Genomic DNA, 26,843 nt, shown 5'->3' with positions numbered 1-26,843 from the left:
CCCAGCCCTCGGGACGGTGTCCGCCGGGCGGTCACGTGGTTAGGGTGCCGCCATGGGAGAAGAGGTCGCGCAGCAGGAGTTCAGCCGGGCCGACCGGACGCGGCACCGCGAGAAGGTGCGGCGCAACCTCGACGTGTTCGCGCGGATGCTCCGCGAGTCGGCGTTCGACACCGACGACCCGATGACCGGGCTCGAGATGGAGCTCAACCTCATCGACGAGGTGGGCGACCCGGCGCTGAAGAACGCCGAGGTGCTCGAGGCCATCGCCGACCCGGACTTCCAGACCGAGCTCGGCCAGTTCAACATCGAGATCAACGTCGCGCCGGCCAAGCTGCGCGAGGGCGGGCTCTCGGAGTTCGAGCAGAGCCTGCGCCGCTCCCTCAACGACGCCGAGGAGAAGGGCGCCAAGGTGGGCGCCCAGCAGGTCATGATCGGCATCCTCCCGACGCTGGCCGAGGGCCACATGAACGTCTCGTCGCTCAGCTCCAACCCGCGCTACAAGCTGCTGTCGGAGCAGATCCTCGCCGCGCGCGGCGAGGACATCACGATCAGCATCTCCGGCCGGGAGCGGCTCACCACCACGGCCGACTCGATCGTGCCCGAGGCGGCGTGCACCAGCACCCAGTTCCACGTGCAGACCTCACCCGACCAGTTCGCCGCGCACTGGAACGCCGCCCAGGCGATCGCCGGCGTGCAGCTCGCGGTGTCGGCCAACTCTCCCTACCTCCTCGGCAAGGAGCTGTGGCGCGAGACGCGCATCCCGCTGTTCGAGCAGGCGACCGACACCCGCAGCGAGGAGCTCAAGGCGCAGGGGGTGCGGCCGCGGGTGTGGTTCGGCGAGCGGTGGATCACGTCGGTGTTCGACCTCTTCGAGGAGAACGTCCGCTACTTCCCGGCGCTGCTCCCCGTCACCGACGAGGAGGACCCGCTCGAGGTGCTCGAGTCGGGCGGCACGCCCTCCCTCCACGAGCTCAAGCTCCACAACGGCACGGTCTACCGCTGGAACCGTCCGGTCTACGACATCTCGCTGGGCATGCCCCACCTCCGCGTCGAGAACCGGCTGCTCGCCGCCGGGCCGACGGTCGCCGACACGATCGCCAACGCCGCGCTGTGGTTCGGCCTGGTGCGCTACCTCGTCGAGAGCGAGCGCCCGCTGTGGTCGCAGATGTCCTTCTCCGCGGCCGAGGAGAACTTCCACGTCGCTGCGCAGATGGGCGTCGACGCGCAGGTCTACTGGCCCGGCCTGGGACAGGTCCGCGCGACCGAGCTGGTGCTGCGCCGGCTGCTGCCGATGGCGCGCGCCGGTCTCGAGTCGTGGGGCGTGCCGACCGAGGAGAGCGACCGCTACCTCGGCATCATCGAGCAGCGGTGCCAGACCGAGTCGAGCGGCGCCGGCTGGTTCGTCGACCGGGTGCGCGAGCGCGGGGGAGCCGACCGCTACGACGCGCTGCGCGGCGCCCTGCTCGACTACCGCGACCGGATGCACAGCAACGAGCCCGTGCACACCTGGGACTGACCCCGCACCCCGCCCGGCCACGCCATCGCGTCAGGGCAGGGTGGGCCCGGCCGGCGGACGTGGGGGAGTGCACCGGTCAGCGGGCACCGATCAGCGGGCGCCGGGCCGCGGGCGCAGGCGACGCCACTCCCGGCGTACGTCGCTCACCGGGTCGAACCACCCGCGCCGGGTCACCACCACCAGGCCGACCGGCATGCCCAGGGCGCGCGCGGCCCACGCGGCGGGGCCGAGCCAGCGCAGGTCGTCGTCGTGCACGGAGAGCTCACCGGGACGGGTCAGCCACAGCAGCGGACGTGGGGCGAGGGGCGTCGCCGCGCGCAGCAGGGCGAGGACGACGTCGGCGCGCGACCCGGCGTCTGCGACCGGAGGGTCCTCGACGTGGCGGACCGAGCGTCCCGGGACCCCGGCGTTCAGCGCGGTCGGGAACCGCCGCGGCGCCTCGGCCTCGACGAGCTCGAGGGTGGCGGCACGCAGGACGTCGTGGGTCCACCGGTCGACCGGGGCGTGCACCGCTGCCTGGACGGGTGGCTGCACCACGGTCCGGACCGCGAGCCGGAGCCCGGCGGCTGCGCCTCCCGGGCTCGCGGGACGGTGCGAGGGGTGGGTCGCGGGAGGGGGCGCGGGCCGAGGTGCCACGCGCCCAGCGTGCCCCAGGCGCGGGGTTCGCGACCCACCCCTCCACAGGCTGCCCAAGGCCAGCCGTTTCCGTTACGGTGCCAACAGGCCACCGGCGAGGCGCTGTGGCCACGAGAAGAGGAGACACCATGGGCACCGTCGTCGTCGGATACGTCCCCAAGCCGGAGGGCGAGGCGGCCCTCGCCGCCGGGATCAACGAGGCGAAGCTGCGCGGCAGCAAGCTCGTGGTCGTGAACTCCCACCGGGGTGGCCAGGACTTCGACGGATCGGCCGCCCGTGCCGCCGAGGACGAGCTCACCGGGATCGAGAAGCAGCTCAAGGACAGCGGCGTCGAGCACGACGTGCGCCAGCTGGTGCGCGGCTTCGAGCCGGCCGAGGACCTGATCAGCATCGCCGAGGCCAACGGCGCCGAGCTGCTCGTGATCGGCCTGCGCCGCCGCTCGCCGGTCGGCAAGCTCATCCTCGGCAGCAACGCCCAGCGCGTGCTGCTCGACGCCCCGTGCCCCGTGCTGGCGGTCAAGGCCACGTAGCCCGCGCCCACCCGGTCACCACGTCGGGCACAATCGCCCCATGGGCTTCCAGATCACCGGCGACCCCGCTGCCGACAAGGTTCTCGACGACTCCGCGTTCGCGCTGCTCGTGGGCATGATGCTCGACCAGCAGTACCCCATGGAGCACGCGTTCCGGGGCCCGGCGAAGGTGCTCGACCGGTTCGGCACCGTGGACCCCGACGCGATCGCGGCCGCCGACCCGGAGGAGTTCGCGGCGATGGCCGCGACACCGCCGGCCATCCACCGGTTCCCGGGCTCGATGGCAGCGCGCCTCCAGGAGCTGGCCCGCATCGTGGAGGAGACCTACGGCGGGGACGCCTCGCGGCTGTGGACCGAGGCCGCGGACGGCAAGGACCTGCTCAAGCGCGTGATGGCGCTGCCGGGCTTCGGCAAGCAGAAGGCGCAGATCTTCGTCGCGCTGCTGGCCAAGCAGCTCGGGGTGCGCCCGGAGGGCTGGGAGGCCGCCGTCGGCGACTACGCGCTCGACGGCCACCGCTCGGTCGCCGACGTCGTCGACGCCGAGTCGCTGCAGAAGGTGCGCGACCACAAGAAGGCCCAGAAGGCCAAGGCGTCCACGAAGCCGGCAGCACGGAGCTAGCCGATCGGCCGGCCAGCGGCCGCGGCCCGGGATGGGTCAGCGTGCGCCGGTGAGCACCTCGCGCCGCACCCGGGCGCCGAACCACGCTGCCGCGAAGACGGTGACCACGTAGATGCCGACCGCCTGCGTGGCGTAGTTGGGGTAGCTGAGCACCCATCCACCGGCGGGGTCGCGCCAGATGTGGGGCATCAGCCATGCGAGGTAGAGCCCCACCAGCTGGGAGGCCACCAGCCAGCCGCTCGCCTCGGCGACCAGGCGCCACCACCGCCCGCGGCGGTGCCGGCGCAGCTCGCGGAAGGCGTGCCAGGCGGTCCGCGGCTGCCATCGAGGGGTGCGCGCCACCGCGGCCGAGACGCGCACGGAGACGGCCACCAGGAGCAGCGTCAGGGCGGGGGCACCGTAGATCCCGAGCCACGCGCTCCCGTCGAACCAGGCGACCCTGGTGCGCATCAGGCCGGGGCTGAGCAGCAATGCCAGCAGGGGGAGCCCGATGCCGAGGAGGGCGAGGTACGTGCGCCCCAGGGCCGGGAGGAACGACGTCGCGGAGAGTGTCTGTGGGTGGTTGGCCATCTCTGCCCCCGGTGGCATGCTGCGCGGTCCCGTCGGTGCCCATCGTATCGCCTCCCCGCCGCCCACCGGCGCCCAATTGGGCGTGCTCGCGGCAGGGCGGCGTGGCAGACGACGAAGAGGTCGGGCTGAGCGCCGAGCCGCCCCGACACGCGCGGTCGTGCGCCCGGTGGCCACTCGTCAGGAGGGCCGTGGCACAATTACGGCGCGGCTCTTGACGTCACCGGGCCTCGCCGCGCCCCGAAGCTGTTTGACGAGAGGTGTTCGTGTCCTCACACGCACGCAAGTTGCTCCCCGCGGAGGTGCTCACGCACCCCTCCATCGCCACGCTCGTGGCCGGTGCCACCCCAGCCGGCACCGTGTCCCCCGAGGACGTCCGGCGAGCCAGTGAGGAGGCCGGGGTCGAGCCTCGGCACCTGAAGGCGCTGCTGGTGCATCTCAGCGGTCTCGGGATCTCGGTCCAGATCGACGCGGAGGGCACCCGAGCGGTCGCCGCGACCAGCAAGCGTGCCGCCAGCTCGTCGGCGGCCAAGAAGGCGCCCGCCAAGAGCGCCGCGGCGAAGAAGGCCGCGCCCAAGAGCGCCGCCAAGAGCGCCGCCCCGGCCAAGAAGGCCGCAGCCAAGAAGGCTGCCGAGGCTCCCGCCGACGAGGTCGTCGACCTCGGTGTCGTCGAGGCCGCCGTGGTCGGACCGGACGGCAAGAAGATCCTCCCCGACATCCCCGACGACCAGTTCGAGAAGGACGTCGTCGCCGACCCGACCATCAAGGAGGACGAGAAGCAGGCCTTCACCGTCTCCGCGGCGGACGAGACCGACGAGCCCGAGCAGCAGGTCATGGTGGCCGGCGCGACGGCCGACCCGGTCAAGGACTACCTCAAGCAGATCGGCAAGGTTCCGCTGCTCAACGCCGAGATGGAGGTCGAGCTCGCCAAGCGCATCGAGGCCGGCCTGTTCTCGGAGGAGAAGCTCGCCAAGGGCGGGCGGATCAGCCCGAAGATGCTCGAGGAGTACGAGTGGATCGCCGAGGACGGTCGCCGGGCGAAGAACCACCTGCTCGAGGCCAACCTCCGTCTGGTCGTCTCGCTGGCCAAGCGCTACACCGGTCGCGGCATGCTCTTCCTCGACCTCATCCAGGAGGGCAACCTCGGCCTGATCCGTGCGGTCGAGAAGTTCGACTACACCAAGGGCTACAAGTTCTCGACCTACGCCACCTGGTGGATCCGCCAGGCGATCACCCGCGCGATGGCCGACCAGGCCCGCACCATCCGCATCCCGGTGCACATGGTCGAGGTCATCAACAAGCTCGCCCGCGTCCAGCGGCAGATGCTCCAGGACCTGGGCCGCGAGCCCACTCCGGAGGAGCTGGCCAAGGAGCTCGACATGACCCCCGAGAAGGTCATCGAGGTCCAGAAGTACGGTCGTGAGCCGATCTCGCTGCACACGCCGCTCGGCGAGGACGGCGACTCGGAGTTCGGTGACCTCATCGAGGACTCCGAGGCGATCGTGCCGGCCGACGCGGTGTCGTTCACGCTCCTGCAGGAGCAGCTGCACGCCGTCCTCGACACGCTCTCCGAGCGGGAGGCGGGCGTGGTGTCGATGCGGTTCGGCCTCACCGACGGCCAGCCCAAGACGCTCGACGAGATCGGCAAGGTCTACGGCGTGACCCGCGAGCGGATCCGCCAGATCGAGTCGAAGACGATGTCCAAGCTGCGCCACCCCAGCCGCTCGCAGGTCCTGCGCGACTACCTGGACTGATCGACCACCCGGTCTCACCGACCACCTGCCGACGACGGCCCGGATCCCACGGATCCGGGCCGTCGCCGCGTCCGGGCGGGTGACCGGTTGGGGTGTGGTCGGACCCATCCGCGCTGGCTAGCGTCAGGGCCTTCCCGACCCGAGGAGCCCGCCGTGCCCGACCACGCCCGCCCCGCGACGTACCGCACCTTCGACGAGGTGGAGGAGACGCTCAGCCCGGCCGAGCAGCGCTTCGAGCGGCTGCGGCGCACCTCGGGCCTGGTGATCGGTCCGGCCGTCGCCGTCGTGGTCTACCTGCTCTGCTCCGGCCTCGACGAGCCCGCGCAGAAGCTCGCCGGCATCCTCAGCCTGGTCATCGTCTGGTGGATGACCGAGGCGATCCCGATCCCGGTGACCGCGATGCTCGCGATGGCGGCGTGCGTCCTGCTGGGCGTCGCCCCGGCCGAGGAGGTCTTCGCCCTCTTCGGCAACTCCACGATCTTCGTCTTCATCGGCGGCTTCGTGCTGGCCGAGGCGATGCGCAAGCACGGCCTGGACCAGCGGTTCGCCTACGGGGTGCTCAGCATCCCGGGCGTCGCGTCCTCCACGGTGCGGGTCATCGTCGCCTTCGGGCTGATCAGTGCCGGCCTGAGCGCGTTCGTGTCCAACACCGCCAGCGCGGCGATGCTGATGCCGATCGCGATGGGGATCATCGGCTTCCTGGCCGGGCGCGTCTCGGCGCAGTCCGACGAGGACGCCGATACCGACGACGTGCGGCGGTTGCGGTTCTCGACCGCCCTGCTGCTGATGGTCGCGTACGGCGCCAGCGTGGGCGGCCTGTTGACCCCGGTCGGCAGCCCGCCCAATCTCATCGGCCGCGAGCTGATCACGCAGGAGACCGGCGAGGAGATCCCGTTCTTCACCTGGATGCTGCTCGCCTTCCCCGTCGTGGCGCTGATGTTCGTCGCGCTCTGCGTGGTCCTGCTGCGGCTCAACAAGCCCGAGACCAAGCGGATCGAGGGGGCCGAGGAGTTCATCCGCGAGCAGCGCAGCAACCTCGGCCCGATGGGCAGGGGCGGGCGCAACACGCTCGTCGCGTTCGCGGTCACGGTGACGCTGTGGATCCTGCCCGGGTTCGTCGCGCTGGTGACCGGCGGCGAGGGCTCGTTCTACGAGTCCGTGTCGGCCCACCTGCAGGAGGGGGCGGTCGCCATCCTCGGCGCCAGCCTGCTGTTCCTGCTGCCCGTCGACTGGCCGCGGCGGCAGTTCACGATCACGTGGAACGACGCGTCCCGCATCGACTGGGGCACCATCGTGCTCTTCGGCTCCGGCATCGCGCTCGGCGGCTTGCTGGGCTCCACGGGCCTGGCGGAGTCGATGGGCACCGGGCTGAGCGACCTGCTCGGGGTCAGCTCGCTGCTGTCGATCACGCTCCTGTCGACGGTGATCGCGGTCGTCATCAGCGAGACCACGAGCAACACGGCCAGCGTGGGCGTGGTGGCGCCGATCGCGATCCAGCTCGCGCTCGCCGCCGACGTCAACCCGGCGATCCCGGCGCTCGCCGCGGTCTTCGGCGCCTCCTACGGCTTCATGCTGCCCGTCTCGACGCCGCCCAACGCGATCGTCTACGGCACCGGGCTGGTCCCGATCACCCGGATGGTGCGCTCGGGCATCGTCTTCGACATCATCGGCATCGTCATCATCGTCGCTGGCGTCACCACGATGGCCAACGTCCTCGGCATCGGCTGAGGCCGGGGCGCTCCTGCCGACCCGCCCTTGACGGGACGCACGGGCCGGGCGCACGATCGAGAACGCGAATCCTCTTTCGCGTTCCTCTCGGGAGGCTCCCATGCTCGGACGTGGTGCTCGTGCGTCGTTCTCACTCGCCGGAGCGCTGCTCCTGGCCGCGGCGACCGCCGCCGGGACGATGGCGCTCGCGCCGCCGGCCTCGGCCGACCCGCTGCCACCGACCGCGGTCGCGATGGGCGACAGCTTCATCAGCGGCGAGGGGGCGGGCGGCTACGTCGCGGTGACCGACCAGAACGGCGTGGCGCAGGGCTTCCCCGGCTGGGCGGCGCCCAACAGCAACCCCTACTTCTGCCACCGCTCGGCCAACGCGTCCATCCAGGTCGCGGACCTGCCCGGCATCTCCCGCCGGGTCAACCTCGCGTGCTCGGGGGCCCAGCCCGCCGACATGGCGTCGCCGTCCAGCGCCCGCCCGGCGGGACGCACGGTCGCCGCCCAGATCGCGCAGCTGCGCGCGGTCGCGCAGACCGGTGACATCGACCTGGTGCTCCTGGGGCTGGGGTCCAACAACAGCCAGTTCACCTTCGGCGGCGTCGCCGCCGAGTGCGCCGGACGGTTCGTCGCCGACGGCTACACCGGCTGGTGGGAGGTCTGGATCCACTTCATCAACTGGGTCACCGGGGAGGAGCTCAACGAGCGGGCGTGCAGCGACGCGGACTTCGCGACCGCGGCCCAGCTCGCCACCGCACGGGCCGAGACCACCGCCGCCGTGCGGCAGGTGCTCGACGTGCTCGACGAGGTGGACGCCGACGGCGACCACCGGGTCGTGCTGCAGGACTACACCAACCCGCTCCCGCCGGCGTACGCCGAGCAGTACCGCACCGAGGACGGTCGCAGCGACACCCGCGACAAGTACCGCGCCCTGGTGGACGAGCGGTACGCCGCGGGGTGCCCCGCGGACATCGACTCCCTGGCACCCGCCCACCGGTTCAGCCAGAACCTCGGCGGGCTCGTCGGCGGCGTCGCGGCCACGCTGCGGGCCGAGCGCCCCAGCGCGAAGATCACCTACCTCGACGTGCAGCGCGCCTTCGACGGGGCGCGGCTCTGTGAGGCGCCGGGCAGCCCCGGTAACTCCCTGGCGACCCCGTTGCGGGTGATGGACGGCCCCAGCGGCGTCCACGTGCAGAGCTTCGGGCCCTTCGACAAGCTCGACATCAAGCGTGTCACCGACACCTGCTCGGACTACTACCAGACCTGCCAGGAGTCGTGGCACCCCAACGCGGCCGGGCACCGTGCGCTCGGCCAGTGCCTGCGCGGGGCGTGGCTGGCCGCCCGCGCAGCGGTGACCTGCACCCGCGCCTCGTCGGGCGTCATCACCACGCAGTGACCCGCGCCCGGCGCGACCCCCAGCAGGACCGGTCCCGCGAGACCGTCGACCGCATCCTGCGAGCAGCGGACGAGGAGGTCGGCGAGCGCGGGGTGGCGCTGTCCAGCACCACCCGGATCGCGGCGCGCGCCGGCCTGTCGGTGGGCGCGCTCTACCGGTTCTTCCCCGACCTCGACGCCATCGTTGGCGCCCTCGCCGCGCGCTACCTCGAGGCGGCCGCCTCGGCGTACGTCGACGCCGTCGCCGGGCTGGCGTCGCTCGACGACCTCGGGCCCGTGCTCCGCGAGCTGCTCCGGCGTGCGGCCGCCCTCCAGCTGCAACACCCCGGCTACTACCGCCTCACCGAGGAGGTCGCGCCCGAGCGCGCCGACTCGCCCGCCCACGTCGTGCGCGAGCACCTGGTGGGCGAGTTCGCCCGCGCCCTCCGCGGGGCGGGGGTCACCACGCCCGACCCGGAGCTGCGGGAGGTGCTGGGGCTCTGCATCGAGACCGTGCGGCACGCCCTCGCCCGGCATCCCGCCGGCGACCCGGAGCGCGACCCGCTCCTCGCCGAGCTCGAGGTGATGCTCGCGGCCTACCTCGCCGCCCGGCTGCGCTGAGCGCACGAGGACCGGGGTGGGCACCGGCTGGCAGGGTGGACCCATGCAACCGGGCGCGGGTCGTGGGCGAGGGGCCCTTGCCGCCGTCCTCGCGACCCTCGTCCTGGCCGCGGGCTGCTCGGCCGGTGACGGGGTCGGCTCCCCGGCGCCGACCCCCGACGAGGGCAGCGGACCCGCCACCACCGACCGACCGGTCGACCCGCCGACGTCCGGCGGGGCCACGACCGGCGCCGAGCCCGAGCCCGTCGCGGTCTCCCCGGACGACCTCGACCGGGCGACGGCCGTGGGCACGGTGCGCCGGCTCGCCGGAAGGATCGGACCGCGGGAGGCGACCGGAGCGTCGTACGCCCGCGCCGCCCGCTGGGTGGCCGGCGAGCTGGACCGCCTGGGCTACGACGTCACCCGCCAGCGCATCGACGTGCCGGCCGGCGTCTCGTGGGGCGTCCCGGTGGCGGGCGGCGCGTCGGTCAACGTCGTGGCCCGGCCGCCGGGGATGGACCCCGCCGCGCCGCACCTGGTGGTGGGCGCGCACCTCGACACGGTGCCGCAGGCGCCCGGCGCCGAGGACAACGCCTCCGGCGTGGGGGTCCTGCTGGCGGTGGCGGAGGCCGTGTCGGAACGCCGCACGCGGCTGCCGGTGGTGCTGGTCGCCTTCGGCGCCGAGGAGCCTCGCGGTCCCTCCGACGACGACCACCACTACGGGTCACGTCGCTACGTCGCCGCGATGACGCCTGCCGAGCGGCGCGCGATGCGGGCGATGGTCTCGCTGGACCGCGTCGGTGTGGGCGACCGGGTGCCGATCGGGTCGGCCGGCGTCGCGGACCCGGTGCAGCGAGCGCTGCTGGCCGCGGCCCGGCGCGCCGGTGTGCCGGCGGTCGCCGACGCCGAGCAGCGCAGCAGCGACCACTGGTCGTTCGTTCGCGACGGGCTCCCCGCCGCCCGGCTGGGGTCGACCCCCTACGCCGGCTACCACTCCGCCGGCGACCTGCCGGGCGTCGTGTCGCCCGCGCAGCTCGAGCGGGTCGGCCGGGTGGTGCTCGCGTGGCTGGCGCCGCGCTAGCGGGTCCGTGGCGCGGCCAGGCCGGCGCACGTACGCAACGACGCACGCCTGGCGTGTGACGCCGCGGCCGAGGGACCGGTGGCGGCCGCGGCCAGCCCGTCGGGGCCGATCGTCGCGGGCCACCACCGCGACGCGGTGACCCTGGCCCGGCCCGACCGCTCGCGCGGCGGCCGGACGGTGAGGGTGAGGACGCCCGTCGGGCCGGGGGAGTACCACGCGAAGTTGCCCAGCCCGTAGGCGACGTACCCCGGCCCGAGGCGGCCGTCGCCCTGCACCTCGTGGGCGTGGCTGCCCACCACCACGTCGGCGCCGGCCGCGACCAGGTCGCGGGCCAGACGCCGCTGGTCGGGGGACGGGCAGCGCTCGCCCTGCACGCCCCAGTGGAGGTAGGCCACGACCACGTCGGCGGCGCGGTCGGCGCGCCGGACCTCGCGCAGCAGGCGCCGCGGGTCGGTGGCGTCGGCAACGCCGGAGCGGCCCGGGCGGGCGGCCCAGTGGCCGGTGGGGTCGGCGTTCGGGTCCTGGTCGGCGGCGGACGCCGCGAGGGTGGCGACCACCGTGCCGTCCACGACGGTGCGCGCCGCGCGGTGCGCCTCGTCGGCGTCGGCGCCGATGCCGACCACCTGGAGCGGCGGGTCGGCGGCTGCCGCCCGTCGTGCCGCGCGCAGCGTCGACGGAAGCCGGGCCCGTCCGAAGTCGAGGGCGTGGTTGTTGGCCATGCTGGCCACGTCGATCCCCGCGGCGGCCAGCGCGGTGAGGGCCGGCGCGCCGGCGGAGAAGGTGAACCGCTTGCCCGGCTCGGGGCTGCCCCCGTCACCCACGGACGTCTCCAGGTTGACGATGGCGACGTCGGCGTCGGCCAGGACCCGGGCGGCCGGTGCCAGCGCGCCCGCCGGCCGGCGCAGCCGCTCGGCGAGGGCGCCCTCGAAGTGGACGTCGCCCGCCACGGCGATCCGCACCGGGGCGGGGCGGGCGCGCGTGGTGCCGTCGGCACCCTCGTCGGCACCCTCGTCGGCCCCCTCGTCTGCTCCGTCCGGTCCCGGGGCCGCCGGCGTGGGTGTCGTCGTGTCCGCAGCCGGGTCGTCCGGGCGGGCCGGCCGGTCCGCCGGCGTGGCACCCGGCGCGCAGCCGGCGAGGGCCGGGACGAACAGCAGGCAGGCGAGCGCGAGGGCACTCACGTGACGACGTACGTCGGCGCCGCCCGCTCCGCTCATGCGGCCATCGTGCCACCGCCGCGGAGTCCAGCCCTCGGAAGTCGCTGGACGCGGCACCCGTGCGCGGTGTCACACTCGACGCATGAGAACTCGGATCTCTCTCCTGGCCGTCCACGCCGTGGCGCTCACCATCCTCGTCGCTGCGCCGGCGCACGCGGAGTTCTACACCGTCGACGACCCGGCCGACGCCAAGGGCTCGCTCACCGACATCTACCGGCTCGAGGCCCGCCACGGGGACGAGACCATGGTCGTCAAGGTGCGGTTCGCCGAGCTGGTGCGCTCGAGCGCGGCCGGGGTCTCGGTGTTCTTCGACACCGACCGCGACCGCAAGGGACCCGAGTACGTCCTCAGCAGCGGCCTGGGCGACGGCACCGACTACGTCCTCACCGCTGCCGACGGCTGGCGTGCCAGCGGCGACCAGGTCCGGTGCGACTACCGGGCGCGGCCCAAGTGGGGTCAGGAGGTGTTCCGCGCGGTCGTGAGCCGTGACTGCCTCGACCGGTCGCAGTCCGTGCGCGTCTCAGCCAAGATGATCGACCATGCCGGGCAGCGCGCCGTGCGCGACTGGGCGCCCAAGCGGCGTCGCTGGAGCCTCCCCCTCGCGCCGGGCCTGGGGGTCTGACGCCGGCCACCTCGTCCCGCGTCACGCCGCTGCGACGAGCGCGACCGCGAGGCCGCAGAGCAGCAGGCCGACGGCCTGGGCACGGTGGATCCGCTCGTGGAGGAGGACCGCGGCGAGGGCGATGGTGACCGCGGGATAGAGCGAGGTCAGCACGGAGGCGATGGCGAGCAGGCCGGACTGGGTGGCGAGGAGGAACGCCGCGGCCGCTGCGGTGCCGAGGACACCGGTCGCGACACCCCACGCCTGGGAGGGATGGTGGGGCACCCACCGGGCGCGGAGGGCGCTCGCGGTCAGGGCGACCGCGACGACGGCCACCCCCTGGGCGACGGCGAGCGGGGCGAACCCGGCCTCCTCGGGCACCTGGCCCATCGCGGCGAAGAGCAGGCCGAAGCCGAGGCCCGCCAGGACGCCGTCGGCGATGCCCGCCGCGAGGTCGCCCGCCCCGCCCGGCTCGCGGCTGACCAGCCAGATGCCCGGCACCGCCGCGAGCACGCCCGCCCACGCCAGCACCTCCGGGCGCTCGCCGGTGACGACGCCGACGCTGACGGGCAGGAGAGCGGACCCGACCGCCGAGATCGGTGCGACGACACCCATCCGCCCGGCCGCCAGGCCGCGGTAGAGGAAGGCGCCGCCCGTCCCCGTGCCGACGCCGGCCAGGGCGCCCCACCACAGGTCGGTGCGCGTCGGCGACCCCTCGACGAGCAGGGCGAGGACGACGGCACCGACGAGGGCCGCGGCCGATCCGACGACGGCGACCGGCCACGCCGACGTACGGCGCGAGGCGAGGCCACCGATGAAGTCGGAGAGCCCGTAGGCGAGCGCGGCGGCGAGCGCGAGCAGGACGGCCATCGGTGCCTCAGGTGGCGGCGACGCCGGCCACCCACGCGAGTGCCGCGAGCGATGCCGCCGCCAGCTCGATGAGGATCGACACCCCGACGGCGCGGAGGGCCGAGCGGGTCGACGGCCCGGCGGCCGCGGCTCCCACGCGCGTGCGCTCGGCGAGGTAGATCCCCAGGACGAAGCCGATGAAGAGGCCGACCACGGGGACGACGAAGAAGCCGATGAAGGCGAGCAGGGCGCCGACCAGGAGCGTGCGGTTGGGCACGCCCGAAGCCTTGAGGCTGCGACCGGGCACGAGGTACTTCACGACCGACCCGGCGGCCAGGACGACCGCGCACACGGCGAAGACCGCCCACGCCGTCGTGGTCCCGATGTCGAGGGCCCAGACGAGGACGGCGCCCAGCACGAGGATCGACCCGGGCAGCACGGGCACGATGATGCCGGCGATGCCCACGGCGATCACGAGGGCGACGAGGATCTCGGTGGAGCTCACGGGGCACAGACTCCCAGACGCCGGCCCGTCGTGGCCGACGACACCGTCCAGACACGCAGAACGGCCCCGGAGAGCGTGTCCGGGACCGTCCTGGGAGTCGGTGGGTGGGAGTGGGTCGAGATCAGGCCTCGCTGCCCGCGGCGGGGGACTCGAGCTTGTGCGTCTCGTCGTGGACGTTGGCCGCGATCTCGCGGAGCTTCTCGCCGTGCTCGCGGGCGTGGTGGGCGCAGAACAGCAGCTCGCCGCCAGTCTGGAGCTCCACGCGGAGGTAGGCCTGGGCACCGCAGCGGTCGCAGCGGTCACCGGCCGTCAGGACGGCTTGGGTGGGTGCGGTGGCAGTGGTCACGTCAGCCTCATTTCTTGTTCATTCGGTGTCAGGCCCAACGTAACCAGTGGGGCAAAGATTCCCCGCCGGCCCCCGGGCCCGGGACACTTCAAGTCAACCACGCCGTGCCCCTTCCCGGTGGTGATGTCCCCAACAGTGGACCGTGCGTCGCCGGAGCGACACCTGTGAGGTGCCCCACGCTAGACCCGAGCATGCGCGCGACGGGGCAGGCGTGCCTCCGTCGCCGTCCGGCGTGTCGCGGGTAGGTTCTTCCCTTGTGGCAGCACCGGCAGACAACACCTACAACGCCGCGCACCTCCTCGTCCTCGAGGGACTCGACGCGGTCCGCAAGCGACCGGGCATGTACATCGGCTCGACCGACACGCGCGGGCTGATGCACTGCCTGTGGGAGATCATCGACAACGGCGTGGACGAGGCCCTGGCCGGCGTCGCGCACCGCGTCGAGGTGACGCTGCACGACGACGGGTCGGTCGAGGTCTTCGACGACGGGCGCGGCATCCCCACCGACAAGGAGCCCAAGACGGGCCTGTCGGGGGTCGAGGTCGTGGCGACCAAGCTGCACGCCGGCGGCAAGTTCGGCGGCGGGTCCTACGTCGCGACCGGCGGCCTGCACGGCGTCGGCCTGTCGGTCGTCAACGCGCTGTCCTCGCGGATGGACATCGACGTCGACCGCTCGCCCTCGCAGCAGGGCCTGTCGTTCCAGCGCGGCGTGCCGGGCGTCTTCGAGGGCGAGGGCCCCGACGCGCCCTTCACGCCGCAGTCGGGCCTGACCCGCAAGGGCAAGCGGGTGGCCAAGGGCCGCACCGGCACCCGCATCCGCTTCTGGCCCGACCGGCAGATCTTCACCAAGGACGCACGCTTCGAGATGGAGGGCCTGGTCGGCCGCGCCCGCCAGACGTCGTACATCGTGCCGGGCCTCGAGCTCGTCATCCGCGACCAGCGCTCCTCGGAGATGGTCGAGGAGAAGTTCCGCCACGACGGCGGCATCGCGGAGTTCGTGGACTTCCTCTCCCACGGCGAGCCGGTCACCGACATCCTGCGCCTGCAGGGCACCGACACCTTCACCGAGACGGTGCCGCTCCTCGACGACAAGGGCCACATGACGCCCCAGGAGATCGAGCGCGAGCTGTTCGTCGACGTCGCCGTGCGCTGGGACACCGCCTACGACACCGAGGTCCGCTCCTTCGTCAACGTCATCGCCACTCCCAAGGGCGGCACCCACGTCAGCGGCTTCGAGTCGGCGCTGACCAAGACGTTCAACGACTCGATGCGCGCCGCGAAGGTCCTCAAGGCCGCCGACGCCGACGTGATCAAGGACGACGTCCTCGAAGGGCTGACCGCCGTCGTCACCGTGCGCCTCGCCGAGCCCCAGTTCGAGGGCCAGACCAAGGAGATCCTCGGCACCCCGGCGGCTCGCGGCGTCGTCCGCAAGGTGGTGGCCGGCGAGCTCAAGGCGTTCCTGACCTCCACCAAGCGGGCCGAGAAGGCCCAGGCCAAGCTCCTGATGGAGAAGGTCGCCGGCGCCTCGAAGACCCGCCTGGCCGCGCGCCAGCACAAGGAGAACCAGCGCCGCAAGAACGCCCTGGAGTCCTCGGCGCTGCCTGCCAAGCTCTTCGACTGCCGCAGCTCCGACACCGAGCGCACCGAGCTCTTCATCGTCGAGGGCGACTCGGCGATGGGCACGGCCAAGGCCGCGCGGAGCAGCGAGTTCCAGGCGCTGCTCCCGATCCGCGGCAAGATCCTCAACGTGCAGAAGGCCAGCGTCGGCGACATGCTCAAGAACGCCGAGTGCGCCTCGATCATCCAGGTCGTCGGCGCCGGCTCGGGCCGTACGTTCGACCTCGAGGCGGCGCGCTACGGCCGGATCATCCTGATGGCCGACGCCGACTCCGACGGCGCCCACATCCGCTGCCTGCTCGCGACGCTGTTCTTCAAGTACATGCCCGACCTGGTGCGCGACGGGCGGCTGTTCTCGGCCGTGCCCCCGCTGCACCGCATCGAGCTGTCCAACCCCAAGAAGGGGATGGAGAAGTACATCTACACCTACTCCGACGACGAGCTCCAGCGCAGGCTCGCGGAGCTGAAGAAGAAGAACGTGCGCTGGAAGGACCCCATCCAGCGCTACAAGGGCCTCGGCGAGATGGACGCCGACCAGCTGGCCGAGACCACCATGGACCCCCGCCACCGCACGCTGCGCAAGCTGACCATCGACGACGTCGACGAGGCCAGCAAGGTCTTCGACCTGCTCATGGGCTCCGACGTCGCCCCGCGCAAGGAGTTCATCGTGCAGGGCGCCTACGAGGTCGACATGGAGTCTCTGGACGCCTGACGGCCGCGCGGGTGGCCGCCCGGCGCGTCGGACAGGACGAAGTGGGGCGTCGAGGCACCGACGAGCGTTGGTCGGCCGTCGTCGGGCGGGTTTGTCCTGTTCGACGCGCGGGACGCCGGACGGCGCTGGGCCGCACGTACGTGGGACGCGAGCCGCGGCGATTCCGCCAGGAACAGTCCGGGGCCTAGGCCGACGGGGGACGAAGCGTGGCGAGGTCGAGGAGGCGGACGTTGGCAGGGTCCTGGTTGGCGGCCAACGACCAGATGGTGGTCTCGTGGGTTGCGCCGGGGAGCGTCACCGTGGTCTCGCCAGAGACGTGGAAGTGACCGTGGGCGAGCAATTGTGGCTTCACGCCGACTACCGCGCTTGTCACCTTGTCGATGCCGTCCTTGGCGTAGCTGAGGATGGACTCGGGCCACCCGTTGGGGTTGGTCGCCATGATCTCGGCGACAGGTGCCGTGCAGTACGGCGACCTGGGACTGTCGTGGGTGAGCATCACGTCGGCATGACCACCAGCAACCGTCGCTGTCACGTGCTCCTCACGAATGACCTCGGATGGCCACCAGTCGACACCCTCCGTCAGACGTAGGCGGTTCACTGACGGCGCACCACCGAGCGCCACGAACGTGCGTCCACCCATCGCCCAGCGGTGCGCCCGCGGGAGTGCGGTGACATGCTCCGAGAGGTCGATCGGCCTGAGGGTGCCGTCTGGGTTCTGCCAGCGCGGGTCGGCCCACTGTCGGTCGAGGCGTGCCCAGTTCTCGTGGTTGCCGTTGATGCACAGCAGCCGAAGTCCGAACTCGGCACAGACGGACTCGATCGCGCCAAGGTATCCCGCTGGGTCGGCACCCATGCCGTACCGCAGGTCGCCCAGCTGGCAGGCCACCTGCACGTCGCCGCGTTCACCCAGTGCTCGCAAACGGTCCACTGCCCAGTCGCGGTCGCCCTCGAGGTCGCCGATGAGTCCGACAATCACGACGCGAACTATGGCAGGAGAGATCCTGCAACGGTTGTCTTCCGTTCCTGGAAGAGCTTCATCGCCGGGCACCGCTGAGATCGACGTCGACGCGCTCGACCCTGAGGGCCGCCCGGCGCGTCGGGCAGGACGAAGTGGGGCGCCGAGGCGCGGACGAGCGTAGGTCGGCCGCCGTAGGGCGGGTTTGTCCTGTCCGACACGCCGGGAGCTGAGAGCGCCCTACGAACAGGCGTCCCCGGGGGGCGAGGCTCAGACCTGCTCGTCCAGCAGGCCGGTGTCGACGTCGTAGAGGAAGCCGCCGACCTTGGCGCGCTCACCGATCAGCGGGTGGGTACGCACCTTGGCGACGTCCTGGCGCAGCTGGTCGAGCTGGTCGGACACCACGCCGAACGACTGCCAGCTGGCGTCGACGCCGGCGGACTCGCCGACCTTGGCGCGCAGCTCCTGCTCGGACGCGGACGCCATCGCGCACCGGGTGTGGGGGACGACGAGGATGCGGCGCACGCCGAGCAGGTGCACGCCGAGGACCAGCGCCTCGAGGGCCTGGGGGGTCACCCGGGCGCCCGGGTTGCGGAAGATCTTGGCGTCGCCGTGGCGCAGCCCGAGCATGCCCAGCGGGTCGATGCGCGAGTCCATGCACGTCACCAGCGCGATGCCGGCATGGGCCTTGCCGTCGAAGCCGCCGAGGTCGAAGGAGCCCGCGAACTCGCGGTTGGCCTGCAGGAGGTCGTCGAAGTCGCTCACGCCCGGCAGGCTAGCGCGCCTCAGCTGCCGGCCGGGAAGACGTCCCGCGCCGCGAGCCGGGTGGGACGCACCTCACGGAACAGCACCAGCGCGAGGACGGCGGCGACGACCGAGCAGCCGGCCGCCCCCCAGAAGACGGCGTGCTCCTGGGCGATGCCGGCGACCCGCAGCAGGTCGGAGAACTCGGGGCACCGGCTCTTGCCGTCGCACACCTCCTGCACCGGCGGCACGGCGAGCTGCTCGGAGTAGTAGCGACGCAGGCCGATCGTGGTCAGCGCGGAGATGCCCACGAGCATTCCCACCATCCGGGCGACCACCACGAAGGCGCTGGCGACGCCGTGGGCGTCGTCGTCGGTGGACGCGAGCAGCGCGGCGTTGATCGGGGCGAGGGCCAGGCCGAAGCCGAGGCCTCCGGTCACCAGGGCCAGGTTGGCGATCGGCTCCTCGATCGTGGTGAGGCCCCAGCGGGTCATCAGCACGAAGCCGGCGCCGGCGAGCAGCATCCCGACGGCCGTGACGAGGCCGGGGGCCACGACGCGGATCAGGTAGCCGCCGGCGATCGCACCGACGGGCAGGGCCAGGAGGAAGCGCACCAGCACCAGGGCGGCCGGCAGCTGGTCGTCGGGATAGACGGTGGTGCGCGCGAAGAGGGGGATGTCGATGAGGGCGGCGATCAGCGCGGCACCGACGAAGAAGCTGACCAGCAGCGCCCCCCACGCCGGCGTACGCCGCAGCGCGCCGCGGGGCACGAGCGGCTGCACGGCGCGGCGCAGGTGCCAGGCGAACGCGACGGCGGCCAGGGCGGCGCCGAGGAGGTACCAGCGGCCCTGCGGCGAGAAGACCTCGACCTTGGGGTCCGCCGTGGCGAAGGCGAGGATGACCCCGCCGAGTGCCGCCGCGAGCAGCAGGGCGCCGACGAGGTCGGCGTCGACCAGGACCCGGGCCCAGCCGCGCAGGTCGAGCAGGGGGCGGGGCGCGAGCCAGCACCACGCCACCAGCAGGACGAGCGCGGCGACGGTGACGGCGCCGATCGGCGTGAGCCAGCGACCGTCACCGGCGAACGGGACGAAGAGCCGGCCCCACGTGAGGTCGCGCATCAACGACGCGGGCCGCAGGAACACCACGGCGGCGCCGGCGAGGGCGGCCGCCACGAGGAACAGTCCGACGAGGTCCGGCAGCCGTCGCCGGCTGGTGACGCCGCCCGCACCGTCCGTGCCGGTCGTGCGCGGCGCGAGGGAGCGGATCGCGACGGCGAGCACCAGGCCGACGGCGAGGTTGATCGCGAAGATCGCGCGCCAGTCGGCGAACGCCAGCACGGCGGCGCCGAAGAGTGGGCCGAGGACCGACCCGATCTCCTGCACGGCCGAGACCACGCCGAGGGGGACACCGCGCCGCTCGACCGGATAGAGGTCGGCGACCAGCGCCAGCGTGGCCGGCACGAGGCCGCCGCCGCCGACGCCCTGGAGGAACCGTCCGGCCACGATGCTGGGCATGTCGTAGGCGACGGTGGTGATGAGCGAGCCGAGGGCGAAGAGCACCAGCGCCATCACCAGCACCGGCACGCGGCCGCGCAGGTCGGCGATGCGGCCGATGAGCGGGAGCATCGCGACGTAGCCGAGCAGGAAGCCGCTGACGATCGGGGCGGCGCGCTGGAGCTGGTCGATCGGCACGCCGACGCCGGTCATCATGTCGGGCAGCGCGAGGACGACGACGTAGGTGTCGGCTGCGGCGAACGCCACCGCGACCGCCGCCAGGGCGAGCAGCAGCCGGGAGCCGCGCGCGACCCCGTCGTCGGACCGCCGTCCGGTCGCGCCCGCGGTCTGGCTCACGGTGCGGTGATGTCCTTCTCGATCCCGTAGTCGGCGAACTCGACGGTGTAGGTCATCGGATCGGCACGCGGGTAGAAGACGCCGGTGAGCGTCGCCTTGCGGAGCTCGCCCTCGTCGGTGACCTGCCACTCCACGTCGAAGGAGTCGCCGGAGGACGACGGGATGATCGCCTCCATCGCCGTGCCGGGCACGGTGCCGGTGTAGGTGGTGAGGATCTCGGAGTTGCCGACGCCGCCGCGCACGCTGTCGCCGGCCTCGGGCGACTCGGTGAGCCCGAGCAGCCCGGCGAAGCCCTTCTCGCCGATCAGGTTGGCCGGGTTGGGCGCGCCGTACTCCTTGGGGTTGACCACGTTCCAGCCCGGCGTGAACGGCAGCTGGGCGTGGACGGTCTTGTCGACCGCGATGACCGGCACGTCGACGGTCTGGCCGGCGAACACGACGGTGATCGAGCCGTCGAAGGCGGGCGCGTCGGTGATGGTGCCGACGGCCCGGGTGATGCCCGAGACGCCGTCGGGCAGGGTCGGCGTCGAGAGGGTCAGGTCGACCCCACTCGTCTCGGCGAGGGTGGTCGCGGCCTCGTCGAGGGCCTCCTCGGGGGTGGGCCGGTCGTCGGCGGCGCTGCCGCCTCCGTCGTCGCCGGAGCAGGCGGCCAGGGCGGGGAGGGCGAGGAGGAGGGCGGCGACCGTCGTGACGAGTCGTCCTGAGGTGCGGGCACGGGCTGACATGGGGCTCAGCCTTCCACAGGGGTGGGGGCGTCACCGGCGTCCGTGCCGGCCTCCGCGAGGGTCGCCACCTGGGCCGACACCGGGGAGGCCACTGCTGCGATCGGCTGGGACGCGGGCACGCCCGAGCCGTCGCGCCGGCCGTCGGCCTCGGGCAGCTCGACGGGCGCGCCGCTCGCCGCCGCCGCACGCGCCGGGCCGGGGCCGGCCCAGGCCGCGACCAGCGTGTCCTCGCCCTTGAGGAACCGGTGGCTGCGCACCCCGCCGGTGGCGCGCCCCTTGCCGGGGTACTCGGTGAACGGCGTGACCTTCACCGAGCCGGCCTCGGTGCCGGGCAGGGCCGTGGACGAGCCGGACGCGGTCACGACGACGGCCTCGGCCGGGTCGAACGCGCCGAAGAACGCCACCCGCTGACCGGCGCCGAGCTTGATGCCGGCCATGCCGCCGCCGGACCGGCCCTGGGGCCGGACCACCGACGCCGGGAAGTGGAGCAGCTGGGCGTCGGTGGAGATGAAGCAGAGCTCCTCCTCACCGGTGGTGAGCTCGACGGCGCCGACGACCTCGTCGCCGTCCTTGAGCCCGATGACCTCCCACTCGTCGCGGTTGAGCACCTCGGGGTTGACCCGCTTCACCACGCCGTCGCGCGTGCCGAGCGCCAGGCCCGGGCCGTCGGTGGCGAGCGAGGTGAGGGCCAGGGGCCGCTCGCCGGGCTCGAGGGCGACGAGCTCGCTGAGCGAGAGGGTGCCCTGGAGGTTGGGGTCGTTGGCCGTCGACGGGAGCTCGGCGTTGCCGAGGTCGAGCACGGAGAGCCGGACCAGGCGGCCCTTGTTGGTCAGCACCCCGACCTCGCCCCGCTTGGTGGTGCGCACCGCCGAGACGGTGACGTCGTGGTTGGTCCGACCACCGCCACGCCCGGGGAGGGCGACATCCTTGGTGCGCGCCAGCAGGCCGGTCGAGGAGAGCAGCACGAAGCACGGGTCGTCGCTGACCTCGACGTCGGTGGCGGCCGTCACGGCCGGGGCCGCGCCGAGCAGCACCGTGCGCCGCGGCGTTCCGTGCTCCTTGGCCACCTCGGTGAGCTCGTCGGAGACGACCTTCCGCAGGAGCTTCTCGTCGGCCAGGATCGCGTCGAGGTACTCGATCGTGCGCTCGAGCTCGCTCTTCTCCTTCTCCAGCTCCAGCCTGCTGAACTTGGTGAGGCGGCGCAGCGGCATGTCGAGGATGTAGTCGGCCTGGACCTCGGAGAGCTCGAAGATCTCGATCAGCCGCTCCTTGGCGGCGGCCGCGTTGTCGGAGCCGCGGATCACCTGGATGACCTCGTCGATGTCGAGGATGGCGATGAGCAGGCCGGCGACGAGGTGCAGCCGGTCGGCGGCCTTGGCGCGACGGAAGGACGAGCGACGGCGTACGACGTCGAAGCGGTGGCCGAGGAAGACCTCGAGCATCTCCTTGAGCCCGAGGGTGCGCGGCTGGCCGTCGACGAGCGCCACGGCGTTGATGCCGAAGGAGTCCTCGAGCGAGGTCTGGCGGTAGAGCTGCTCGAGGATCGCCTCGGGCACGAAGCCGTTCTTGATCTCGATGACCAGCCGGAGGCCGTGCTCGCGGTCGCTGAGGTCCTTGATGTCGGCGATGCCCTGCAGCTTCTTGGCCATCACGAGCTTCTTGATCTGCTCCATGACGCGCTCGGTGCCCACGCCGTAGGGGAGCTCGGTGACGACGATGCCCTTGCGCCGCGCGGTCACCGACTCGATGCGGGCGGTGGCCCGCATCTTGAAGGTGCCGCGGCCCGACTCGTACGCGTCGCGGATGCCGTCGAGGCCGACGATCTTGCCGCCGGTCGGCAGGTCGGGCCCGGGGACGAACCGCATCAGGTCGTCGAGGGAGGCCTTCGGGTGGGTGATGAGGTGCTTGAGCGCCTGCACCACCTCGACGAGGTTGTGCGGGGCGATGTTGGTGGCCATGCCGACCGCGATGCCGGCCGAGCCGTTGACCAGCAGGTGCGGGATGGCAGCCGGCAGCACGACCGGCTCCATCTCGCGCGAGTCGTAGTTGGGCTTGAAGTCGACCGTGTCCTCGTCGATCGAGGCGGTCATCGCGACCGCGGCCGGCGCCATCCGGCACTCGGTGTAGCGCATCGCGGCGGGGGAGTCGTCCGGCGAGCCGAAGTTGCCGTGGCCGTCGACGGTGCGCAGCCGCATCGACCACGGCTGCGCCATGCGGACCAGCGCGTCGTAGATCGCGCCGTCGCCGTGCGGGTGGAGCCGGCCCATCACCTCGCCGACGACGCGGGCGCTCTTGACGTGACCGCGGTCGGGGCGCAACGACATGTCGTCCATCGTGTAGAGGATGCGGCGCTGCACCGGCTTGAGGCCGTCGCGCGCGTCGGGCAGCGCCCGGGAGTAGATGACCGAGTAGGCGTACTCCAGGAACGACGTCTGCATCTCGTCGCGGATGTCGGTGTCGAGGATGTGCTCCTCGAAGTCGTCCGGCAGGGGCTGCTGCTTCGTGCGTCGTGCCATGGCGGTCATTGTCCCCGGTGTCCTCCCGCCGACGACCGGGGGCACGCCGACGGCGCCCCGCCGGTTCACCAGGTCGAGTGGGCGCGTCTTGGCGCGCAGATGGGGTCGAGTGGGCGCGTCTTGGCGCGCAGATGGGGTCGAGTGGGCGCGTCTTGGCGCGCATACGGGGTCGAGTCGGCGCGTCCTTGCGCGCACACGGGTTCGAGTCGGCGCGTCCTCACCGACGACCGGCGACGATGCGCCGAATCGGCGGTGATCTGGAGTCAGGACGCGCCGACTCGACGGTGATCTGGGGTCGGATGCGCCGACTCGGCGGTGATCTGGGGTCAGGACGCGCCCACTCGGCGGTGATCTGGGGTCAGGACGCGCCGACTCGGCGGTGATCTGGGGTCAGGATGCGCCGACTCGACGGTGATCCCGGGGTCAGGACGCGCCCACTCGGCGTGGGGGCGTGGGCGGGGGCCGATAGATTGCAGCCGTGACCGAGACGGACGCTGCTGCAGACGAGGCGCGTACGACGCCCGCGCCCCGGCACTGGGAGGCCGACGTCCTGCTCCGCGACGGGCGCACGGCCCACATCCGGCCGATCCAGCCCGAGGACCGCGAGCTGCTCGTCGAGTTCTACAGCCGGGTCTCGGACCAGTCGAAGTACTACCGCTTCTTCTCCCCGATGCCCGAGCTGTCCGACCGCGACCTCGACCGGTTCACCCGCGTCGACCACCGCGACCGGGTCGCGCTGATCCTGCTCGTGGCCGGCCAGATGATCGCGGTGGGCCGCTACGACACGATCCGCCCCGGCTACGCCGAGGTGGCCTTCCTCGTCGAGGACGCCCACCAGGGCCGCGGCATCGGCCAGCTCCTCCTCGAGCACCTCGCCCAGGCCGGCCGGGAGCGCGGCGTCGAGGAGTTCGTCGCCGAGGTGCTTCCCGACAACCAGGCGATGATCCACACGTTCCGCGACGCCGGCTACCAGGTGAAGAGCGCCTTCGAGGACGGCGTGATGGAGATGGTGTTCCGGATCGACCCGACCGACACCGCACTCGGCGTGATGGAGCAGCGCGAGCACCGGGCCGAGTACGCCTCGATCGAGCGCTTCTTCTCGCCGCGGTCGGTGGCCATCATCGGCGCCAGCCGCCGCCAGGACACGATCGGCCGGGCGCTGGTGCGCCACCTCGTGCTCGGCAACTTCACCGGCCGCATCCACGTGGTCAACCCGAGCGCCGACTCGGTGTCGGGGATGCCGGCGTGGAAGTCGGTGGGCGACATCCCCGGCGACGTCGACGTGGCGATCGTCGCGGTGCCCGCGGAGGCGGTGCAGGACGTCGTCCTCGACTGCGCCGCCAAGGGCGTCCACGGCCTGGTCGTCATCTCCTCGGGCTTCGCCGAGACGGGCGAGGAGGGTCGCATGCGGCAGCGCCGCCTGGTCGGGCTCTGCCGCTCCTACGGCCTGCGCCTGATCGGGCCCAACGCCCTCGGCGTCATCAACACCGACCCCGACGTCCAGCTCAACGCCTCGCTCTCGTCGGTGATGCCGCCCCGCGGCCGCGCCGGCTTCTTCTGCCAGTCCGGCGCGCTCGGCTCGGCGATCCTGGAGAAGGTGCAGAACCGCGGCCTCGGCCTCACCACCTTCGTCAGCGCCGGCAACCGCGCCGACGTGTCGGGCAACGACCTCCTGCAGTACTGGGAGGAGGACGACGCCACCGAGGTGGTGCTGCTCTACCTCGAGTCGATCGGCAACCCGCGCAAGTTCTCCCGCATCGCCCGGCGGGTGAGTCGCCGCAAGCCGATCGTCGCGGTGCGCTCGGGGCGCAGCTCGCAGGGCGTGCCCATGGGCCACGCGGTGCGCAAGATCGGCGCACCCGGCGAGGCGGTCGACGCGATGTTCCGGCAGGCCGGGATCATCCAGGTCGAGTCGCTGGAGGAGATGTTCGACGTCGCCCAGCTGCTCGCCCACCAGCCGCTGCCGCGGGGGCGCCGGGTCGCCGTCGTGGGCAACTCCGACGCGCTCGGCCTGCTCGCCGCCGACGCCGCCAACTCCGTCGGCCTGGTCGTCAACCGACAGGAGGCGCTCGGCGCCGACGCGACCGCCGAGGACTTCGAGGACGCGCTCGACGCCGCCATCGACGACCCCGACGTCGACGCCGTCGTCGCGATCTTCATCCCCCCGCTCAACGTCGCCGGGGCCCGTGAGGACGTCGCCAACGTGCTCGCCGCCGTCGGCGAGCAGTCGGACAAGCCGATCGTGTCCACCTTCCTCGGCACCGAGGGCGTCCCCGAGCTGCTGCGGGTGCCCGACGTCGCCGGGTCCAGTGCGGGCCGCGGGTCGGTGCCGTCGTACCCCGCCGTCGAGGCCGCCGTGCGCGCGCTCGCGCACGTCGTCGAGTACGCCGTGTGGCTGCGGGTGCCGCAGGCGCCGGCCGTCGAGCCGGTCGCCAACGACGTCGACGCCGCCCGCCACCTCGTCAACGAGGCCCTCATGCGTCACCCCGAGGGCCGCGACCTCGACTTCCAGGAGCAGAACCGGCTGCTGGCCGCCTACGGGATCGACCTGTGGGACACCTACGCCGTCGCGACGCTCGACGAGGCGACCACGGCGGGGGAGGCGCTGGGCTGGGACGTGGTGCTCAAGGCGACCGCCGACCACCTGCGCGACCGGCCCGACCTCGCGCACGTGTGGCGCAACATCGAGACGCCCGCGGAGATGGCGCAGGCGTGGCGCTCGCTCAGCCAGGTCATCACCGACCCTGACCGCGCCGGCTTCGTGGTGCAGCGCAACGCCCCGCCCGGCGTGCCGGTCACCATCGCGACCATGGAGGACCCGCTCTTCGGCCCTGTGCTGTCCTTCGGCATCGGCGGCCCGCTCACCGAGCTGCTGGGTGACCGGGCGTTCCGGATCCCGCCGCTCGCCGACCACGACGCCCAGGACATGGTGCGCGAGATCAAGGCCTCGCCGCTCCTCTTCGGCTACCGCGGTGGCGAGAGCGTCGACGTGGCCGAGATCGAGCGCCTGGTGCGCCAGGTGGCCCAGCTCCAGCACGACCTGCCGCAGGTCCGCGCGCTCCAGCTGCCGCTCGTGCTGGCCGGCACGAAGGGCGCGACGGTGCTCGGCGCCACGGTGCGGGTCGAGCCGGTCAAGGACCCGCGGTCCGACTGGTTCGTCCGGCGGCTGAGCACGATGCCTGGGGACACCCTGCCCGACTGAGCCAGTCGTGACAGACTGCCACCATGCCCCGCTCGACCCGTGACGCGGACGTCTCCCACGACCTCCGCAAGGCGATCCACCGCACCGGCTACTACCCCGAGGTCGTCGCCGACGGCGTCTTCTCCGCAGCCGGTGGCGAGGAGGTCGTGTCCTACTTCGTCCACCACGAGACGACGTTCGACCACGAGGAGGTGCGTCGCCACCTGACGGCGCTCCTGCTCACGCCGACGCGACTGGTGATCGCGCACACCGACGAGCACCCGGGCGACGACCTGCTGCCCGAGCCCTACACGTCGACGACCACCGAGGCCGTGACCCTCACCTCGATCCGCACCGTCGTCGTGACGCGGATGGTGGCCAACCCGACCAAGGGCGTCGCCCCTCCCGCCGAGGCCGTGCTGACCATCGGCTGGGGCGGCGTGGGCCGCCTCGACCTCGAGCCGGCGGCCTGCTCCGACCCGGACTGCGACGCCGATCACGGCTACACCGGCACGCTCGCCGGCGACGACTACACCCTGCGGGTGTCGGCCGCCGCCGAGGGCGCCGACGCCGTGGCCGGCCTGCTCGCGTTCGCCGAGGCGCTGTCCGCCCGCACCCGCGGATGAGCACCCACC

23 protein-coding genes are annotated in these 26,843 nt (G+C 72.8%); 12 read left to right on the top strand and 11 right to left on the bottom strand.

Going from position 1 to position 26,843, the window contains the following annotated elements; genetic code table 11:
• Window positions 1–52 precede the first annotated feature (52 nt).
• Complete coding sequence (locus AC4H2S_RS10965; RefSeq protein ID WP_491497009.1) at window positions 53–1,516, top strand: glutamate-cysteine ligase family protein; 1,464 nt, start codon at window positions 53–55, stop codon at window positions 1,514–1,516.
• A gap of 90 nt (window positions 1,517–1,606) precedes the next feature.
• On the opposite strand, the gene AC4H2S_RS10960 is transcribed toward AC4H2S_RS10965, so the two are convergent.
• Window positions 1,607–2,152, bottom strand: a complete 546-nt coding sequence (locus AC4H2S_RS10960; RefSeq protein ID WP_491497008.1) for a hypothetical protein — start codon at window positions 2,150–2,152, stop codon at window positions 1,607–1,609.
• A gap of 128 nt (window positions 2,153–2,280) precedes the next feature.
• Between AC4H2S_RS10960 and AC4H2S_RS10955 the strand changes: the two genes are divergently transcribed.
• On the top strand, window positions 2,281–2,682 hold the full coding sequence (locus AC4H2S_RS10955) for a universal stress protein (protein ID WP_491497007.1): 402 nt from the start codon (window positions 2,281–2,283) through the stop codon (window positions 2,680–2,682).
• 40 nt (window positions 2,683–2,722) lie between these two features.
• The gene (locus tag AC4H2S_RS10950) at window positions 2,723–3,301 is read left to right on the top strand and encodes an HhH-GPD-type base excision DNA repair protein (protein WP_491497006.1); all 579 of its coding nucleotides are present in this window, start codon (window positions 2,723–2,725) and stop codon (window positions 3,299–3,301) included.
• A 36-nt stretch (window positions 3,302–3,337) separates the two neighbouring features.
• Here the strand turns inward: AC4H2S_RS10950 and AC4H2S_RS10945 are convergent, their stop codons facing one another.
• The gene (locus AC4H2S_RS10945; RefSeq protein ID WP_491497005.1) at window positions 3,338–3,871 is read right to left on the bottom strand and encodes a hypothetical protein; all 534 of its coding nucleotides are present in this window, start codon (window positions 3,869–3,871) and stop codon (window positions 3,338–3,340) included.
• 257 nt (window positions 3,872–4,128) lie between these two features.
• On the opposite strand from AC4H2S_RS10945, the gene AC4H2S_RS10940 reads away from it, so the two are divergent.
• From AC4H2S_RS10940 to AC4H2S_RS10920, 5 genes are all read left to right on the top strand, one after another.
• A complete protein-coding gene (locus AC4H2S_RS10940; RefSeq protein WP_491497004.1) occupies window positions 4,129–5,622 on the top strand; it encodes an RNA polymerase sigma factor in 1,494 nt (497 codons plus the stop codon).
• Between the two features lie 153 nt (window positions 5,623–5,775).
• Window positions 5,776–7,350, top strand: a complete 1,575-nt coding sequence (locus AC4H2S_RS10935; RefSeq protein ID WP_491497003.1) for an SLC13 family permease — start codon at window positions 5,776–5,778, stop codon at window positions 7,348–7,350.
• A gap of 100 nt (window positions 7,351–7,450) precedes the next feature.
• Window positions 7,451–8,734 carry an SGNH/GDSL hydrolase family protein gene (locus tag AC4H2S_RS10930; protein WP_491497002.1) on the top strand — a complete coding sequence of 428 codons (1,284 nt, stop codon included), beginning with the start codon at window positions 7,451–7,453 and terminating at the stop codon, window positions 8,732–8,734.
• Window positions 8,731–9,333: a TetR/AcrR family transcriptional regulator gene (locus AC4H2S_RS10925; RefSeq protein ID WP_491497001.1), complete on the top strand. Its 603-nt coding sequence runs from the start codon at window positions 8,731–8,733 to the stop codon at window positions 9,331–9,333. The genes AC4H2S_RS10930 and AC4H2S_RS10925 overlap by 4 nt, the downstream gene beginning before the upstream one ends.
• 43 nt (window positions 9,334–9,376) lie before the next feature.
• Window positions 9,377–10,393 carry a M28 family metallopeptidase gene (locus AC4H2S_RS10920; RefSeq protein ID WP_491497000.1) on the top strand — a complete coding sequence of 339 codons (1,017 nt, stop codon included), beginning with the start codon at window positions 9,377–9,379 and terminating at the stop codon, window positions 10,391–10,393.
• On the opposite strand, the gene AC4H2S_RS10915 is transcribed toward AC4H2S_RS10920, so the two are convergent.
• Window positions 10,390–11,607 (bottom strand): CapA family protein, encoded by a 1,218-nt coding sequence (locus AC4H2S_RS10915; RefSeq protein WP_491496999.1) that lies wholly within the window; start codon window positions 11,605–11,607, stop codon window positions 10,390–10,392. The genes AC4H2S_RS10920 and AC4H2S_RS10915 overlap by 4 nt on opposite strands.
• Before the next feature lie 82 nt (window positions 11,608–11,689).
• Here AC4H2S_RS10915 and AC4H2S_RS10910 point away from each other — a divergent pair, with 82 nt between their 5' ends.
• A complete protein-coding gene (locus AC4H2S_RS10910) occupies window positions 11,690–12,229 on the top strand; it encodes a hypothetical protein (RefSeq protein WP_491496998.1) in 540 nt (179 codons plus the stop codon).
• Window positions 12,230–12,250: 21 nt separating this feature from the next.
• Here the strand turns inward: AC4H2S_RS10910 and AC4H2S_RS10905 are convergent, their stop codons facing one another.
• The 3 genes from AC4H2S_RS10905 to AC4H2S_RS10895 form a co-directional block, all read right to left on the bottom strand.
• The gene (locus AC4H2S_RS10905; RefSeq protein ID WP_491496997.1) at window positions 12,251–13,078 is read right to left on the bottom strand and encodes an EamA family transporter; all 828 of its coding nucleotides are present in this window, start codon (window positions 13,076–13,078) and stop codon (window positions 12,251–12,253) included.
• 7 nt (window positions 13,079–13,085) lie between these two features.
• Window positions 13,086–13,562, bottom strand: coding sequence for a DUF456 domain-containing protein (locus AC4H2S_RS10900; protein ID WP_491496996.1), 477 nt, complete (start codon window positions 13,560–13,562; stop codon window positions 13,086–13,088).
• A gap of 121 nt (window positions 13,563–13,683) precedes the next feature.
• Complete coding sequence (locus tag AC4H2S_RS10895; RefSeq protein WP_491496995.1) at window positions 13,684–13,908, bottom strand: DUF7455 domain-containing protein; 225 nt, start codon at window positions 13,906–13,908, stop codon at window positions 13,684–13,686.
• A gap of 256 nt (window positions 13,909–14,164) precedes the next feature.
• On the opposite strand from AC4H2S_RS10895, the gene AC4H2S_RS10890 reads away from it, so the two are divergent.
• Entirely contained in the window at window positions 14,165–16,237 is a 2,073-nt protein-coding gene (locus AC4H2S_RS10890) for a DNA gyrase/topoisomerase IV subunit B (protein WP_491496994.1), read from the top strand.
• Between the two features lie 184 nt (window positions 16,238–16,421).
• Here the strand turns inward: AC4H2S_RS10890 and AC4H2S_RS10885 are convergent, their stop codons facing one another.
• From AC4H2S_RS10885 to AC4H2S_RS10865, 5 genes are all read right to left on the bottom strand, one after another.
• On the bottom strand, window positions 16,422–17,213 hold the full coding sequence (locus tag AC4H2S_RS10885) for a hypothetical protein (RefSeq protein WP_491496993.1): 792 nt from the start codon (window positions 17,211–17,213) through the stop codon (window positions 16,422–16,424).
• 249 nt (window positions 17,214–17,462) lie between these two features.
• Window positions 17,463–17,957 (bottom strand): beta-class carbonic anhydrase, encoded by a 495-nt coding sequence (locus AC4H2S_RS10880; RefSeq protein ID WP_491496992.1) that lies wholly within the window; start codon window positions 17,955–17,957, stop codon window positions 17,463–17,465.
• 20 nt (window positions 17,958–17,977) lie between these two features.
• Window positions 17,978–19,786, bottom strand: a complete 1,809-nt coding sequence (locus AC4H2S_RS10875) for an MFS transporter (protein ID WP_491496991.1) — start codon at window positions 19,784–19,786, stop codon at window positions 17,978–17,980.
• Entirely contained in the window at window positions 19,783–20,511 is a 729-nt protein-coding gene (locus tag AC4H2S_RS10870; protein ID WP_491496990.1) for an LppX_LprAFG lipoprotein, read from the bottom strand. Before AC4H2S_RS10870 ends, AC4H2S_RS10875 begins: the two co-directional genes overlap by 4 nt.
• Window positions 20,512–20,516: 5 nt before the next feature.
• Complete coding sequence (locus AC4H2S_RS10865) at window positions 20,517–23,027, bottom strand: DNA gyrase/topoisomerase IV subunit A (RefSeq protein ID WP_491496989.1); 2,511 nt, start codon at window positions 23,025–23,027, stop codon at window positions 20,517–20,519.
• A gap of 478 nt (window positions 23,028–23,505) precedes the next feature.
• Here AC4H2S_RS10865 and AC4H2S_RS10860 point away from each other — a divergent pair, with 478 nt between their 5' ends.
• Together AC4H2S_RS10860 and AC4H2S_RS10855 are read left to right on the top strand one after the other, a co-directional pair.
• Complete coding sequence (locus tag AC4H2S_RS10860; protein ID WP_491496988.1) at window positions 23,506–26,229, top strand: bifunctional acetate--CoA ligase family protein/GNAT family N-acetyltransferase; 2,724 nt, start codon at window positions 23,506–23,508, stop codon at window positions 26,227–26,229.
• Window positions 26,230–26,252: 23 nt separating this feature from the next.
• Window positions 26,253–26,834, top strand: coding sequence for a DUF5998 family protein (locus tag AC4H2S_RS10855; RefSeq protein ID WP_491496987.1), 582 nt, complete (start codon window positions 26,253–26,255; stop codon window positions 26,832–26,834).
• Window positions 26,835–26,843: the final 9 nt, after the last annotated feature.

The sequence above is a fragment of the Nocardioides sp. Z13_37 genome (genome assembly GCF_058355585.1).
Note: the sequence above shows the minus strand (reverse complement) of the source record. Positions and strands in the feature narration are given on the sequence as shown.